Genomic DNA, 14,838 nt, shown 5'->3' with positions numbered 1-14,838 from the left:
GCGCATGCCTGTCCTCGACACCGAGCCGCCACCCGCCCGCGTTGTCGTCGCCGACGACAGCGCGCTGATGCGCCAGATCGTCTCCGCGTCACTGACCCGCGCGGGCATCCGCGTCGTCGGGTCGGCCGCTGACGGCGACCAGGCGCTCGCGGTCTGTGAGCGGGAGCGTCCGGACGCGCTGATGCTGGACCTGACGATGCCCGGTCTTGACGGGATCGGCGTCCTCAAGCGACTCCAGGCCAGCGCACCGCAGCTGCCGGTTGTCGTCGTCTCGGCCTTCTTCCCCAGCCAGGGTGCGCGGGCCGTTGACGCCCTCGCTGAGGGCGCGTTCGACCTCGTGCCCAAACCGGCGGCGGGCGAGGGTCTCGACGGGTTCGCCACCCAGCTCGTGGAGAAGGTCAAGGCGGCGACCTCCGGACTGCTCGGTGGACGGGCCGGCGCCGGCGAGAGAGTGCACCGCGGCCGCCTGCGCGGCGCGAGCCTGCGGACCGAACACGCCCGTGCGGTCATCATCGCCACCTCCACCGGAGGGCCGCGGGCCCTTGCGGAGCTCGTCCCCCGCCTGCCCGATCACCTCGGGGTCGGGACGCTGATCGTCCAGCACATGCCGCCGAACTTCACCCGGTCCCTCGCCGCCCGGCTCGACCAGGCGTCTGCCCTCACCGTGCAGGAGGCGGTCGGCGGTGAAATCCTCGACCCGCGCGTCGCGCTGCTCGCTCCCGGCGGCCGGCACCTGCGTCTCGACGACTCCGGACGCACCCAGCTCAGTGACGAGCCGGAGATCGGCGCGCTGCGTCCGCGGGCGGATCTCACGATCGCTGACGTGGCTCGCGTGTTCGGCGAGCGCACCCTGCTCGTCGTGCTCACCGGGATGGGGGAGGACGGGCTGCTCGGCGCCGGCGCGGTCAAGCGTCACGGCGGGCGCGTGCTCGTGCAGGAGCAGGAGAGCTGCACCGTTTACGGGATGCCGCGCGCCGTCGTCGAGGCCGATCTCGCCGACGAGGTTCTCTCCTTGACCGAACTGGTTGATGCGATCAGAGAGGAAGCCCGATGAGCCTCAGCACCGACGGACCCGCCCGCACCGGGGCCAACCGGCGCACCTACCCGCGCCCGCGCCCGGCGACCTCCGACGATTACGTCGACTTCTGCCTGTTCCTCCAGCAGCTCTGCGGCATCGAGCTGCTCCAGTACAAGCGGCCGCAGATGGAACGGCGCCTGCGCTCGTTCTACGCCCAGCGGGGGGTCACCGACCTGCGCGACAGCTTCCCGGCGCTCCGCGGCGACGCCACCCACCTCAGCGAACTGCTCGACCGGGTGACGATCAACGTCAGCCAGCTGTGGCGCAACCCCGAGCAGTGGGACCTGATCGAGGCGAAGCTGATCCCCGCACTCGCCGAGCGGGGAGGCATCAACGCCTGGAGCGCGGGCTGCTCCTACGGCGCCGAGGCGTACACGCTCGCCGCCCTCTGTCACCTGGCCGGCGCGGGCTCGCGCTTGCGCGTCACGATCCACGGCACCGACATCGATCGGCGCATGATCGCCCGGGCGCGGCGGGGCCGGTTCAGTGAGGAGGACGCGCGCAGCGCCCCGCGGGCCAAGCTGCTCGCCGGCTTCGCGGAGACCGAGGGAAACTGGCAGGCCAAGCCGGGGCTGATGGCGATGACGAGCTTCGAGCTCGGGGATCTGCTGACGATGTCCCCCCGGCCGGGCTCCTATGACCTGATCCTGTGTCGCAACACCGTGATCTACTTCAACGAACCGATCCGCGATCAGTTGCACGCCCGGCTGGCGAGCGCCCTGCGCCCCGGCGGCTTCCTGATGGTCGGCTCGACCGAGCGGGTCGCCCACGCCGCCGAGCTCGGGCTCGCTTCCGCGTACCCGTTCATCTACCGCAAGAGCTGATGGACACCTCCGAATACATGCCGATGTTCCTCGCCGAGTCCCGCGAGCATCTCCAGGACCTCAACCTCGCCGTCGTCGCCCTGGAGAACGACCCGGCCGACCGTGAGACCGTCGATCAGATCTTCCGGATCGCTCACTCGCTCAAAGGGATGTCGGCGACGATGGGGTTCGCCCAGATCGCCGCGCTGACGCATGAGATGGAGGAGGTGTTCGAGCTGCTGCGCCAGCGCTCTGGCGGGCTCTCCCAGGACGCGGTCGACGCCGTTCTCGCCTGCCTCGACGCGCTGTCGGCGGCGGTCGACTCGATCGAGGAGGTCGGTCGCGAGGACCTCGATCCGGCGTTGCTGATCGACCGTCTCGCCCGGCTCGTGCGGACGACCGCCGCCGGCCAGGTGATGCACGTGCTCGTCTCCCTCGACGAGGCGACCGTGATGCCGGCCGTCCGCGCTCACATGGTGCTTGCCGCGCTCGGTGAGCACGGGGCGATCAACTCGAGCCTCCCCGGCCCCGACGATCTCGACACCTTCAAGGGCCTGGAGATCGAAGCGTGGGTGACGACCGAGCAGGCTCCGAGCGAGCTCGCCGCCGCGATCACCCGCGTCTCCGACGTTGCCGCCGTCGAGGTGACCGAGCACACCGGTGAGCTGCCGGGAGCGTCGCCGGCTCCTGTCACCACCGGGCCGGCCGCCGCTCCCGCCGCAGAGGAGGCCGCGCAGACGCCGGGGCCGCGCCCCCATGCCGTCTACGCGAACCACAGCGCCCAGACCGTCCGAGTCGACGCCGAACGGCTTGACCAGCTGATGCACCTGATGGGAGAGCTGGTGATCCACCGGACGGCTGTGGAGGTGCACACCCAGGGGCTCGGCTCAGCCGCGCTCAACAGCGCGATGCAGAACCTCACCCGCTCCTCCCAGGCCCTCCAGTCGATGGTGATGCAGGTGCGGATGATCCCGGTCGACGTCGTTTTCATGCGCTTCCCCCGCCTCGTCCGAGACCTCAGCACGAAGCTGAACAAGGAGGTCGAGCTCGACCTGCTCGGCCGGGACACCGAGCTTGACCGCAGCGTCGTCGATGCGCTCGGGGATCCGCTCGTCCACCTTGTCCGCAACAGCCTCGACCACGGCCTCGAGCCGCCGGCCGAACGGGAGGCGGCGGGCAAGCCGCGGCTCGGCCGGCTCACCATCGCCGCCCGCCACAGCGGCGGCAGCGTCGTCATCGAGGTGCGTGACGACGGGCGCGGGATCAACCCCCAAGCCGTCGCCGCCAAGGCGGCCGCGGCCGGGCTGATCGACCCCGATGCGGTCGCCTCGATCGACACGCGAGCCGCGATCGAGCTGCTCTTCGCCCCCGGCTTCTCGACCGCGGAGACGACCTCGGACATCTCCGGTCGCGGCGTCGGGATGGACGCGGTGCGGGCGAAGGTCCGCGAGCTCGGCGGCGAGGTGCTCGTCGAGTCGACCCGCGGGGCAGGCACAAGCGCCCAGATCCGCCTGCCGCTCACCCTCGCGATCGTCTCCGTCCTGCAGGTCGACATCGCCGGAGCCTCTTTCGCGCTGCCGATCGATCGCGTCGAACGCGCGCTGCGCCTGAGCGAGCAGAACGTCCGCTCGGTCACCGGCCGCCGGGTCCTCGCCCTCGCCGACGGGATCATCCCCCTGCTCGACGGGGCCGCCACGTTCGGGCAGACACCGACGGGCACCGAGGATCTCGTCGTCATCGTCCGCGGTGCCACCGGCCGTGTCGGGCTCACCGTCGACGCGCTCGTCGGCCAGCGCGAGCTCGTCACCCGCCCGCTGCCGCCGGTCGCCACCGAGGGCCAGCCCGTCTCCGGCGGGGCCGTCCTCGCGGACGGCCAGATCGCCCTGATCGTCGACTGTGACGCACTGATCCCGAACCTCGGATCCGGCGCGGCGGCCCCTCCCGCCCCACCGGCCCCGTCGCGAACCAACGGATAGGAGCATTCGTGACCACGTACAACGAGAGCCAGCTCGACGCCCTCAGGGAGTTGGCGAACATCGCCTCCGGAACGGCGGCGACCTCCCTCTCCCAGATGCTCGGCCGCGAGATCGGGCTGTCGGTGCCCCGGGCCCTCGCCCTCCCGTTTGCCGACGCCGTCGACGCTGTCGGGGAGCCGTCGGAGACGGTGACCGCCGTCGCCCTGCCCGTCGACGGGGACATCAGCGGCGCCGTCCTGCTGCTCATCGATGAGGCCGGCGCAGCCGCGCTGTGTGGCCTGCTCGGCGTCGAACCGGACAGTGAGATCGGCGACTCGGCGCTGTGTGAGATCGGGAACATCCTCGGGGCCGGCTACCTGAGCGCGATCGGCGCGATCACCGGCCATGAGCTCCTCCCCTGCCCGCCCCATTCGGCCACCGACATGCTCGGCGCCGTCGTCGCCTCGATGCTCGCCCAGGCCGCCGGGGCCGACGACACCGCCCTGCTGCTGGACTCCGAACTCGACGTCGCCGGCGAGCCGTGCGCGATCAGCTTCCTGCTGATCGCCGAGGCCGACGCGATCAGCCACCTCCTCGCCCCGCTCGGCCTCGCCTCCGGCGGCGCCTAGCCCGATGCTCGCGAACGTGCGCATGGGTGAACTGAAGGTCGCCGACACGCTGGGAGACGAGCTCGCCGTCGTTGGACTCGGATCCTGTATCGCCCTCGCGCTCTGTGACTCTGAGGCGCCGGTGGCGGGCCTTGCCCACGTCGTCCTCTCCACCAGCCCCGGCGGCGGAAGCGACCAACCCGGCAAATATGCGGACACGGCCGTCCCGGCCCTCCTCGCCGCCGTCCTCGGCGCCGGGGCGCGACGCCGGCGGCTGCGGGCGGTCCTGATCGGTGGCGCGCGGATGTTCGCGACCGGGCTTGACATCGGGGCCCGCAACGCCGAGGCGGTGACCGCCGCGCTGACGAGCGCGGGGATCCCGATCAGCGCCACCGACGTCGGCGGCATTCGGGGGCGGACCGCCCGCGTCCAGGTCGGCGGCGAGGTCACCTCCCAGATGGCCGGCCTCGAGCGCAACGTCCTGCTCGTGCTCGGCCGGGCGGTGCTCGCATGAGCTCGGACTCGCTCAGCCCCGATCAGATCACCGCACTGTTCGAAGCCGCCCGCTCCGGCCAGGTTCCCGAGGCCGCCGGCACCCCCCGACGCCAGCCGCGGCTGCGTTCGGTCGACTTCTCGCGCCCGACGAAGTTCAGCTCCGACCACCAGCGGCGCATCGCCCGCGCGCTCGATACGTTCTGTGCGACCGCGGGTACCCGGCTGTCGGCGGAGCTGCGCGCCCCCGTCGAGTTCGAGACGATCAACACGATGCAGCTCACCTGGTCCGCCGCCCAGGCGCTGCTGCCCAGCCACTCGATCGCCGTCACCCTCGAGGCCGACCCGATCGCCACCCGGATGGTGCTGATGGTCGAATCCGTCTTCGCCCTCGCCGGCATCGAGTGCCTGCTCGGAGGCAGCGCCGACCGCGCCCCGCGGGAGCGGCGCTTCTCCGAGATCGACTGGGCCCTCACCCGCCGGCTGCTCACCTCGCTCGTCAGCCAGCTCTCGGCCGTCTGGCGCGACCTCGGCGGCGTGAGCTTCAGCCTCGGTGAGATCGAGTCCCACACCGACAGCTCGGCGATCGCCTCGGTCTCCGAGCCGACGTTCGCCGCGGTGATCGAGGCGCGGCTCAACCGGCGGTCGAGCTCGATCTCCCTGCTCATCCCGTGGCAGGCGATCGACCCGATCTCCGACCGGGTGGCCGGGCGGGACACGACCTCCGGGGCGGAGGGGATCGACACGCGGATGGGGCGGGCCCTCGCCGCCGCGCCGATCACCCTGCGCGCCGAGGTGGCCGCCGTCGACCTGGAGATCGCCGACATCCTCTCCCTCGGGCCGGGCTCGATCGTGCGCCTCGGCGGCCGGGCCGAGGCGGGGATCTCCCTGTTTGCCGAGAACACCCGGCTCGGACGGGCCAAGCCGGGGGTCCGCGGCGCCCGCCGCGCCGTGCAGATCCTCGGAGCCGAGGGCCTCGACTGATGGCCGCCATCCTGCCCCAGCGCCAGGCGCTCACCCAGCTCGGTGCCGCGACCGCGGAAGCGGTCGCCCGGACCCTCGAGATGCTCGCCCCCGGCACCGTCGAGCGCGGTGAGGTGACCGTCATCCCGGACGCGTCGAGCCCGTTCACCGGGCTGCCCGAGCCAGCCCTCGCCGCGTCGGTGAGCTACGTCGACGGCGTCACCGGGGCGAACATCTTCCTGATGAGCCAACCGTGCGCGCGGGCGCTCGCGGGGGCGATGGGCGTACCCCCCGAACCGGACGGCCCGCTCAGTGAGCTCGAGATGTCCGCGGTCGGTGAGGCGGCCAACCAGACCCTCGCCGCCGCGGCCGCCGCGACGAGCGTCGTGATCGGCCAGGAGATCGCGATCTCCCCGCCGGACGTGCGCCTGCTCAACAGCACCGCCGAGATCCGCGACATCTACGGGCAGGCGCCGTACTCGGCGAGCACGACCTTCACGATCGCCGGGGAGGGCTGCCGGCTCATCCAGCTCGTGCCGAGCGCGTTCGTCGTGCGGATAGCCCGGGCGATCGAGGAGCGCAGCTTCGAGGTCGCCGTCGACGCGGCCAACGGCGGCCACCCCCAACATGCCGATGCCCGGCCGATCTCCGTCGGCGAGGCGCTCAGCGGCACCCGGCTGCGGGTCTGGGCCGAGCTCGGCCGGGCCGAGATGGCCCTCGGTGAGGCGATCGAGCTCCCCGCCGGCGCCCTCGTCGAACTCGACCGCACCGCCGAGGCTCCCGTCGACCTGTTCGTCAACGGGCTCTGCTTCGGGCACGGGCGCCTGCTCATCACCGAGGACGGCGAATGGGCGATCGAGGTCGAATCGGTCACCCACGCGAGCCTGCGCCAGACCAGCTCACTCGCGTTTGCCGGCATCTCCTCCCTGTCTGAACCCGAAGCGCAACCGATCCTGAAAGGACCCCACTGACATGGCCCGAGTGCTCGTTGTCGACGATGCCGCGTTCATGCGCAAGATGCTCTCTGACGCCCTCACCTCCGGAGGGCACGAGATCGTCGGGGAGGCGGGGAACGGCGCCGAAGCCGTCAACCGCTTCCAGGAGCTCAAGCCCGAGCTCACCACCCTCGACATCACGATGCCGGAGAAGGACGGCCTCGCCGCGCTCGCCGAGATCATGGCGATCGACCCGGCCGCCAAGGTCGTGATGTGCTCGGCGCTGGGCCAGGAGGGAAAGGTCCTCCAGGCGGTGAAGCTCGGGGCGCGGGACTTCGTCGTCAAGCCGTTCCAAGCCGCACGGGTCCTCGAGGCGGTCGGCAAGGCGCTCGCCTGAGCACCTGCCGCCGTGACGCCACTCGCCGCGGTGGCCGTCAATCGCGTGCGCCCGCGGTGACTTAAGTCCCGCCCGCCCCGGCCGATCACACGGGCCGACTCCCCCTCGATGGAGTCAGGCTCGTCATGAAGTCGCACGCCCCTGCCCACGCCCATATCCCCGTCCCCGCCCCCGACACGGGGTTTGAGGCGACGCGGATCCACCTCACCCCGACCGCGGCCGCGCACGTGAGCGCCGGCGCCGGCGGCGGGATTCTCCGCACCGTCGTCGCCCTGGCGATCGTCATCGCGGTCATCTACGGGCTCACCTGGCTGATCCGCAAGCTCAAGGGCCGCGATCTCGTGAGCGCCGGCGAGGGGCTCGAGCGCATCGCCTCCCTCCCCCTCGGCGCCGGACAGTCGGTCGCGCTCGTCCGCGTCGGCAGCGAGCTGCACCTGCTCGGCGTCGGGGCGCACACGGTCACCTCGATCCACCGCTTCAGCGAAGACGAGGCGGTGGAGGCGGGGCTGCCGGTCTCCCCGCCCGGCACGCCCGGGGCCGGGCGCCCCAGCCCGCTCAGCCTCGGTGGCCTCGGGCTTGGCCTCGGAGGCCTGCGCGGGGTGACCGACCCCGATGGCCGTGCCCGCGCCCTCGACACGCTCCGGCGGATTACCCAGCGATGAAGCTCGGCTCCTCCAGCGCGGTGCAGATCCTGCTGCTCGTCGGCGGCCTGTCCCTCATCCCCGCGCTCCTCTTCACCGTCACCGGGTTCACCCGGATCCTGATCGTGCTCGGGTTCATCCGGACCGCGGTCGGCACGACCAGCTCACCGCCCAACCAGGTCCTCGTCGGCATCGCCCTGTTCCTGACGATCTTCGTGATGATGCCGACCCTCAACCAGATCAAGCGGGTCGCCTGGGTGCCGCTCGAGCACAACCAGATCTCCACGACCCAGGCGATCACCCGCGCCGAGCAGCCCCTGCGCGAGTTCATGTTCAAGCAGACCGGCAATGAGGAGCTGTCCCTGTTCGTCGGGCTGTCGCACATCAACACCCCCCAGACCGAAGCGCAGGTCCCGACCTGGGTGCTGGTCCCCGCGTTCATCATGAGCGAGCTCAAACAGGCCTTTCAGATCGGCTTCCTGATCTTCCTGCCGTTCCTGATCATCGACCTGATCGTCTCCTCGACGCTGATGAGCATGGGGATGATGATGCTGCCACCGACGTTCATCTCGATGCCGTTCAAGATCCTCCTGTTCGTCCTCGTCGACGGCTGGGATCTGATCGCCCGCGCACTCGTGGCGAGCTTCCACTGATCCCGATGCCGGCCCCCCTGACCCGATGAACCAGGACACGGTCGTCAGTCTCGCCAACCAGGCGATGACGCTCGCCCTCGAGCTCGGCGGTCCGATCCTCCTCGCCGGTCTCGCCGTCGGTCTCGCCGTCTCCCTGTTCCAGGCGGTCACCTCCCTGCAGGAGCAGACCCTCTCCTTCATCCCCAAGATCATCGCCCTCGCGCTGCTGATCACCCTGCTCGGCCCGTGGATGCTCGACCAGCTCGTCCACTATGCGAGCAGCCTGTGGCAGCAGATCCCGCAACTGGTGAGCCCGTGAACCTCACCACCCTCGCCCACGCGCTCGATCTCATCAGCGCCGGGCACGTCACCGCGTTCTTCCTCGTTCTTGCCCGGATCACCCCCCTGTTCCTGCTCGCACCGGTGTTCTCCTCCAAGCTGCTGATCCCCCAGGCCCGCGGGGTGCTCGCGGTCGCCCTCGCGCTCGGGTTGACCACCGTCGCCGCGCACGGCGAGACGATTCCGACGGGAACGGTCACCATCGTCGGACTGATCCTCGTCAACTTCATCGTCGGCCTCGCGCTCGCCCTGGCGATCGGCTGCGTGTTCGCGGCGATCACCGGAGCCGGGGTGCTCGCCGACAGCCTGTCGGGGTTCAGCTTCGGCTCCCAGATCGATCCGATCTTCGGCAACCAGGGCGGCACCCTGACGACGGTCTACAGCATGATCGGGATGGCGCTGTTCCTCGCCGTCGGCGGCGACGCCTGGACGCTGCGCGGGATCGACGCGACCTTTCGGGTCGCTCCGCTCGCCGCCCCGCTCAGCGACGGCCAGCTCCGCGGCCTGATCGGTGGCGCCGAGGCGATGGTCGGCGTCGTCTTCCTCGGCGCGGTCGAGGTGATCGCTCCGGTGATGTTCGCCGTCGTCATCGCCGACATCGCCTTTGGCCTCGTCTCCCGGGTCGCCCCGCAGCTGAACGTCTACGCGGTCGGCTTCCCGGTGAAGATCGGGGTCTCGCTGCTGCTCGTCGGCGTTTCCCTTCCCCTCATCGCCGGCTGGATGTCGGGCGCCCTGCAGAACGCGATGACCACCTTCCTGCAGACGATCTGACGCCATGGCAAACGACGACAAGACCGAGAAGCCGACCGCCAAGCACCGCCGTGAGGCACGGGCGAAGGGCCAGGTCGCCAAGTCCACCGATCTCAGCGGCGCCGTCGTGGTGAGCGCCGGCCTGATCGCCGTACTTGCCTTCAGCGGCGCGATCGCCCACTCGACCGGCGCAGCGATGGTCGCGATCTTCGGACAGATCGCCCGTCCGGCGAACGTCATGACCGGCGCCGGGCTGCACGGCCTGATGTCGCTGCTGGCCAGCACGGTGATCGGTGCCGTCGCCCCGATCGCCGGGGTCTGCCTCGCCGCCGCGGTCATCGTCAACGTCGCCCAGGCCGGCCTCAAGTACAGCCCCAAGGCGCTCAAGCCGACCTTCTCCAAGCTCAACCCGTTGACCAACGCGAAGCGGATCTTCGGGCCCCGCGCGGGTTTTGAGACGGCCAAGTCGATCGCGAAGGTCGCCGTCGTCGGCTCGCTGATCGCGCTCACGCTCGTCCCGGACATGACCCACATCCAGGCGAGCGTCGGGACCGGCCCCGGCGCGCTCGCGGTAATGCTGCGCACCAACCTCACCGGACTCGCCCTCCGGGCGGGGGCCGGCTACCTGCTGATCGGCGTGATCGACTACGCCTGGCAGCGCCGCCAGGTCGAGAAGTCGCTGAAGATGACCAAGCAGGAGGTGCGCGACGAGTTCAAGGCCCACGACCTCCCGGCCGAGGTGAAGTCGGCGATCCGCCGCCGCCAGCTCCAAGCCGCCCGGGCGCGGATGATGGCCGCCGTCCCGCGGGCCGACGTCGTCGTCACCAACCCGACGCACTTCGCCGTCGCTCTCCAGTACAGCGGGGACGTCCCCGCCCCGGTCGTCGTCGCCAAGGGCCAGGACAACGTCGCCCTCTCGATCCGGCGGATCGCGAACGAGCACGCGATTCCGATCGTCGAGAACAAGCCGCTCGCACGGGAGCTGTTCCGGGTCGTCGAGGTCGACCAGATGATCCCCGCCGACCTGTATGCCGCCGTCGCGGAGGTCCTCGCCTTCGTCTACCGGATGGCCGCGCGGCGAAAGGTCGCGGTATGAGCGCCACCGGCCTGCCCACCCCGGCCGCCGCCCCGCGCGGGTTCGCGCGCGTGCTCGCGCACACGGACCTGCTCGCCGCCGTCGCCGTCGTGACGATCGTGACGATGCTCGTCGTGCCGCTGCCGCCGACCCTGCTCGACCTGCTGATCACCCTCAACATCTCCGGCGGACTCGTGATCGTCGTGGTGACGATGTACGTCAACAAAGCGCTCGAGTTCAGCGTCTTCCCGTCGCTGCTGCTGTTGACGACGATGTTCCGGCTCGCGATCAACGTCAGCGTCACCCGGCGGATCCTGTCGACCGGGAACGCCGGCTCGGTCGTGCACGCCTTCGGCCAGTTCGTCGTCGGCAACAACGTCCTGATCGGTCTGATCATCTTCCTCATCCTCGTCGTCATCCAGTTCGTCGTCATCACCAACGGCGCCGGCCGGGTCGCGGAGGTGTCCGCCCGCTTCACCCTCGACGCGATGCCCGGCAAGCAGATGGCGATCGACGCCGACATGAACGCCGGTCTGATCACCGACCAGGAGGCGCGCGCCCGGCGCCAGGAGATCACCCGCGAGGCGGACTTCTACGGCTCGATGGACGGCGCCTCCAAGTTCGTCCGCGGCGACGCGATGGCCGCCGTGCTGATCACCCTGATCAACCTGATCGGCGGGATCGTGATGGGCGTGCTGATCCACCATGACTCCTTCGGCACGGCGATCCACACGTACTCGATGTTGACCGTCGGCGACGGTCTCGCCGCCCAGATCCCGGCGCTGCTGATCTCGGTCGCCACCGGCATCCTCGTCACCCGCAGCGCGAGCCAGCGTGATCTCGGCTCGGAGATCGCCGGGCAGATCCTCAGCCAGCAGCGCGCTCCGATCGTCGCCGGGGCGGCGATCTGCGCCTTCGCGATGGTCCCCGGCCTGCCGAAGATCCCGTTCCTGCTGATCGGGGTGATGCTCATCTTCGTCGGCCGCTACGTGACCAAGCACGGGGTGCCCGAGAGCCTGCTGGCGGTGTCGCCGGCGGCCGGGCCGGCGACACCGGGGATCGCCCCGCCCGCCGCCGGTGCCCTCGGCGACGGAGTCGCGCGCGAGACGGTGCTCAAGGAGCTCGCGATCGACGCGCTCGAGTTGAGCGTCGGCTTCGGGCTCGTGCCGCTCGTGGACCGCGGTGCCGGCGGCACGCTCGCGGGCCGCGTGTCGCTCATCCGCCGTCAGATCGCAACGGAGATGGGAATGGTCATCCCGCGCGTGCGAATCCACGACGAGCTCGACCTCGAGGCCCACGAGTACGAGTTCAAGGTGCGCGGGGTCGCGGTCGCCCGCGGCAAGGTCCTGCCCGGCCATCTGCTTGCCATGGATCCGGGCGACGTCGTCGGCAGCGTCGACGGCATCCCGACCGTCGAGCCCGCCTTCGGCATGGCCGCCCTGTGGATCCACGAGGGTCAGCGGCCCGCGGCGGAGGCGGCCGGCTACACCGTCGTCGACGGTGAGTCGGTGATCGTCACGCACCTCACCGAGACGATCCGAGGGCACGCGGCGGAGCTGCTCACCCGCCAGGACGTGCGCCAGCTCCTCGACCAGCTCAAGACGACGAATGAGGCGGTCGTCAATGAGGTCGTCCCCGACATCCTCAGCCTCGGCGAGATCCAGCGGGTCCTCCAGTGCCTGCTCGGTGAGGGCGTGTCGATCCGCGACCTGTCAACGATCGTCGAGGCCGTCTCGGACAAGGCGCGGCTGACCCGGGACCCGGTGCTGCTGGCCGAGTACGCCCGCCAGGCGCTCGGCCGATCGATCACCGCCCCCTACCTCGGGGTCGACCAGACCCTGCACGCGATCACGCTCGACCCGGCCGTCGAGGCGGAGGTCGTCGCCGCGCTCACCCAGACGACCGAGGGCGAGCTGCTGGCGATGGAGCCCGCCCGCGCCCAGGCGATGCTGACGGCGTTGCGCCAGCAGGCCGAGCAGGCCAACGCCCGCCTTGGGGCGCGTCCGGTGCTGCTCTGCTCCGCCCGGGTCCGCCGCCACATCCGACGTCTCGTCGAGCACGCCCTCCCCCACCTTGCCGTCTGCTCCTACAACGAGATCGCAGCCGGTGTCAGCGTCGAAACGATCGGAGTCGTCCACACATGAGCATCATCGACCGCCCCACCGACGCCGCCGACCGCGCCCCGAGCCGCTGGCTCCCGGACCGCCCCGGCTCTCCGGTTCGTACCTACCGTGGCAAGAACCTCGAGCAGCTGCTGCCACGAATCCGCCGAGAGCTCGGGGAGAACGCGGTGATCCTTCGCGAGCGTGAGGGCCTGATCGGCGGGGTCGGCGGTTTCTTCGCCACGCGCTTCATCGAGGTCCAGGCCCGGGCGGGCGGTCCCGCCGTCGATCTCTACGACGCCGACGATGACGCCGCGCCCGCCTCGCTCCCATCCGGCGGAGACGATGGCGGGCTGCCACTCGAGCTCCCGCGGCTCAGTGGTCTCGCCCTCGCCCCCGCCCCGCCGGTTCTCCCGTCGTTGCCGTCACTGCCGGGTCTGCCGGCACCGAGTGATTTCTCCAGCCGGCTCGATCAGGCGGTGCAGGCCTGGGCCGCCTCGGCGGTCGAGCCGGAGGCGACCCCGGAGGTCGCTCCGGCCGTCGCTGTCGTCGAGGGTGGCCCCGTCGCGGTGGACGTGGTCGTCGAGGCGCCGCTCCCCGCAGTGGACATCCGGGTCGACGCGACGCCCCGCTCGGCGGAGTCCGCCATCGAGCCGACGGCCCCCGCGGCCGAGCCCCGCCTCGACCCAACCCCCACCGTGATCCCGGCGGCGGACGGCGGGAGCCGGCGAGCCTCGGCGGCCCGGCCGCGTGGGGCTCGCCGGAGCACGGTCCGGCACCGCCTCGAGCCGTTCGGCGTCGACCGCGTCGCCGCGCAGGCCGTTCACACCGAGCTGACCGCGTTGGGCACCTCAAGCGCCTTTGCCGCCGCCCTGATCGAAGCCGCCGGCGCCCACGGAGCCGCCGCGCCGGGTGGCCTCCGCGGCGCAGTCCGCCAGGAACTCGCCCGCCGACTCCCTCCCGCTCCGGTCCTTCCCTCCGGGGGCGGCGCGATCGCCTTCGTCGGCGCCGGCGGCTCCGGGAAGACGGTCGCGGTCGCCGCCCTCGCCGACGCGTACCGTCGCCACTCGACCCTGCCGGTGTCGGTCGCCTCCCTCGACGCCCCGGCGACCGCTCGCCGCCTGGGCGAACTGCTCGCCGGGGACGGTATCCCGCTCACCCGGATCGGTGCCGGCGGTCGCGGCGCGGTCGCCCGGGCGGAGGCAGCCGCGGCTGCCCGGGTCGCCCGTGAACGGGAGGACGGGGTCGTCATCATCGACACGCCGTCGGTGTCCCCCGCCGACCCGGAGGCGGTCGGCGCGCTCGCCGCCCGGCTGGCGGCGATCGCCCCGGACGCCGTCTACCTGACCCTCGGCGCCCATCTCGGCGGCGCCGCCGCCGCCCGCCTCCTGGCGGGACTCGGCGGCCTCGCGCCGACCGGCCTGCTGATCAGCCACGCCGACGAGAGCGACCAGTTCGGAGTCGGCATCGAGCTCGCGGCCTCCTCCGGCCTCCCGATCGCCTACCTCACCGCCGCCGCCGACCACCGTCGCGCGCTGATCGGCACCGACCCGGCCGCGCTCGCGCAACTGCTGCTGTCATGAGCCGTCCCGCAGAGGAGGAGGAGGCCACCGATCCCACCGCCGCACCGGTCGCGGCGACCAAGGCGTCCCGGGCGGGGACGGGCAAGGGATCGTCGGGCAACAGGAGCAAGAGCAAGAACAAGGGTAAGGGTAAGGGCAGGCGCGGGGCCGCACCCGAGGCCGGGGCGCTCCCGAGCGTCGCCGGCCACCCCCGGGCCCGAGCGAGCGTCACCCAGATCAAAGCGGGCGTCGGTCTCGGCGCCTTCGGACTCGCCCTGATGCTCTCACTGAAGGCGAGCGTCCCCCTCGTCATGGCAGCCGAGCGGGCGCTGATCGCCGGCGTCTGCGGGTACGTGATCGCCTGGGGCTGCGCCGTCGCGGTCTGGCGGGCGCTGCTCGCCGCCGAGCTGCGAGCGCGCGCCGACGCGCTGCGCGCCGCCCGTGAGGACGCCGGACGGCCCGCTCGCTGAGCGCGGGCCGCGGTCGTATTCGTCGCTCAAGTCGCG

16 protein-coding genes are annotated in these 14,838 nt (G+C 71.6%); all 16 read left to right on the top strand.

What is annotated here, in order from left to right; translation table 11 throughout:
• Window positions 1-4 precede the first annotated feature (4 nt).
• The 16 genes from cheB (at window position 5) to M3M55_RS08680 (ending at window position 14,802) form a co-directional block, all read left to right on the top strand.
• On the top strand, window positions 5-1,054 hold the full coding sequence (cheB, locus tag M3M55_RS08755) for a chemotaxis-specific protein-glutamate methyltransferase CheB (RefSeq protein ID WP_249009124.1): 1,050 nt from the start codon (window positions 5-7) through the stop codon (window positions 1,052-1,054).
• Window positions 1,051-1,902, top strand: coding sequence for a protein-glutamate O-methyltransferase CheR (locus tag M3M55_RS08750; RefSeq protein ID WP_249009123.1), 852 nt, complete (start codon window positions 1,051-1,053; stop codon window positions 1,900-1,902). The genes cheB and M3M55_RS08750 overlap by 4 nt, the downstream gene beginning before the upstream one ends.
• On the top strand, window positions 1,902-3,857 hold the full coding sequence (locus M3M55_RS08745; protein WP_249009122.1) for a chemotaxis protein CheA: 1,956 nt from the start codon (window positions 1,902-1,904) through the stop codon (window positions 3,855-3,857). The genes M3M55_RS08750 and M3M55_RS08745 overlap by 1 nt, the downstream gene beginning before the upstream one ends.
• A gap of 8 nt (window positions 3,858-3,865) precedes the next feature.
• A complete protein-coding gene (locus tag M3M55_RS08740) occupies window positions 3,866-4,465 on the top strand; it encodes a chemotaxis protein CheC (protein ID WP_249009121.1) in 600 nt (199 codons plus the stop codon).
• Window positions 4,466-4,469: 4 nt separating this feature from the next.
• Entirely contained in the window at window positions 4,470-4,958 is a 489-nt protein-coding gene (locus M3M55_RS08735) for a chemotaxis protein CheD (RefSeq protein ID WP_249009120.1), read from the top strand.
• A complete protein-coding gene (locus tag M3M55_RS08730) occupies window positions 4,955-5,920 on the top strand; it encodes a flagellar motor switch protein FliM (protein ID WP_249009119.1) in 966 nt (321 codons plus the stop codon). The genes M3M55_RS08735 and M3M55_RS08730 overlap by 4 nt, the downstream gene beginning before the upstream one ends.
• Entirely contained in the window at window positions 5,920-6,870 is a 951-nt protein-coding gene (locus M3M55_RS08725) for a FliM/FliN family flagellar motor switch protein (RefSeq protein WP_249009118.1), read from the top strand. Before M3M55_RS08730 ends, M3M55_RS08725 begins: the two co-directional genes overlap by 1 nt.
• A 1-nt stretch (window position 6,871) precedes the next feature.
• Window positions 6,872-7,231, top strand: coding sequence for a response regulator (locus M3M55_RS08720; RefSeq protein ID WP_249009117.1), 360 nt, complete (start codon window positions 6,872-6,874; stop codon window positions 7,229-7,231).
• 125 nt (window positions 7,232-7,356) lie between these two features.
• Window positions 7,357-7,893 (top strand): flagellar biosynthetic protein FliO, encoded by a 537-nt coding sequence (gene fliO, locus M3M55_RS08715; RefSeq protein ID WP_249009116.1) that lies wholly within the window; start codon window positions 7,357-7,359, stop codon window positions 7,891-7,893.
• Window positions 7,890-8,525, top strand: a complete 636-nt coding sequence (gene fliP, locus M3M55_RS08710) for a flagellar type III secretion system pore protein FliP (protein WP_249009115.1) — start codon at window positions 7,890-7,892, stop codon at window positions 8,523-8,525. Before fliO ends, fliP begins: the two co-directional genes overlap by 4 nt.
• A 25-nt stretch (window positions 8,526-8,550) precedes the next feature.
• Window positions 8,551-8,823 carry a flagellar biosynthesis protein FliQ gene (gene fliQ / locus M3M55_RS08705; protein ID WP_249009114.1) on the top strand — a complete coding sequence of 91 codons (273 nt, stop codon included), beginning with the start codon at window positions 8,551-8,553 and terminating at the stop codon, window positions 8,821-8,823.
• Window positions 8,820-9,614 (top strand): flagellar biosynthetic protein FliR, encoded by a 795-nt coding sequence (locus tag M3M55_RS08700; protein ID WP_249009113.1) that lies wholly within the window; start codon window positions 8,820-8,822, stop codon window positions 9,612-9,614. The genes fliQ and M3M55_RS08700 overlap by 4 nt, the downstream gene beginning before the upstream one ends.
• A gap of 4 nt (window positions 9,615-9,618) precedes the next feature.
• The gene (gene flhB / locus M3M55_RS08695) at window positions 9,619-10,689 is read left to right on the top strand and encodes a flagellar biosynthesis protein FlhB (RefSeq protein WP_249009112.1); all 1,071 of its coding nucleotides are present in this window, start codon (window positions 9,619-9,621) and stop codon (window positions 10,687-10,689) included.
• Window positions 10,686-12,812 (top strand): flagellar biosynthesis protein FlhA, encoded by a 2,127-nt coding sequence (gene flhA / locus M3M55_RS08690; protein WP_249009111.1) that lies wholly within the window; start codon window positions 10,686-10,688, stop codon window positions 12,810-12,812. Before flhB ends, flhA begins: the two co-directional genes overlap by 4 nt.
• A complete protein-coding gene (locus tag M3M55_RS08685; RefSeq protein ID WP_249009110.1) occupies window positions 12,809-14,353 on the top strand; it encodes a hypothetical protein in 1,545 nt (514 codons plus the stop codon). The genes flhA and M3M55_RS08685 overlap by 4 nt, the downstream gene beginning before the upstream one ends.
• On the top strand, window positions 14,350-14,802 hold the full coding sequence (locus M3M55_RS08680; RefSeq protein ID WP_249009109.1) for a hypothetical protein: 453 nt from the start codon (window positions 14,350-14,352) through the stop codon (window positions 14,800-14,802). Before M3M55_RS08685 ends, M3M55_RS08680 begins: the two co-directional genes overlap by 4 nt.
• Window positions 14,803-14,838: the final 36 nt, after the last annotated feature.

The organism is Conexibacter sp. DBS9H8 (assembly GCF_023330685.1).
GTDB lineage: Bacteria > Actinomycetota > Thermoleophilia > Solirubrobacterales > Solirubrobacteraceae > Palsa-465.
Note: the sequence above shows the minus strand (reverse complement) of the source record. Positions and strands in the feature narration are given on the sequence as shown.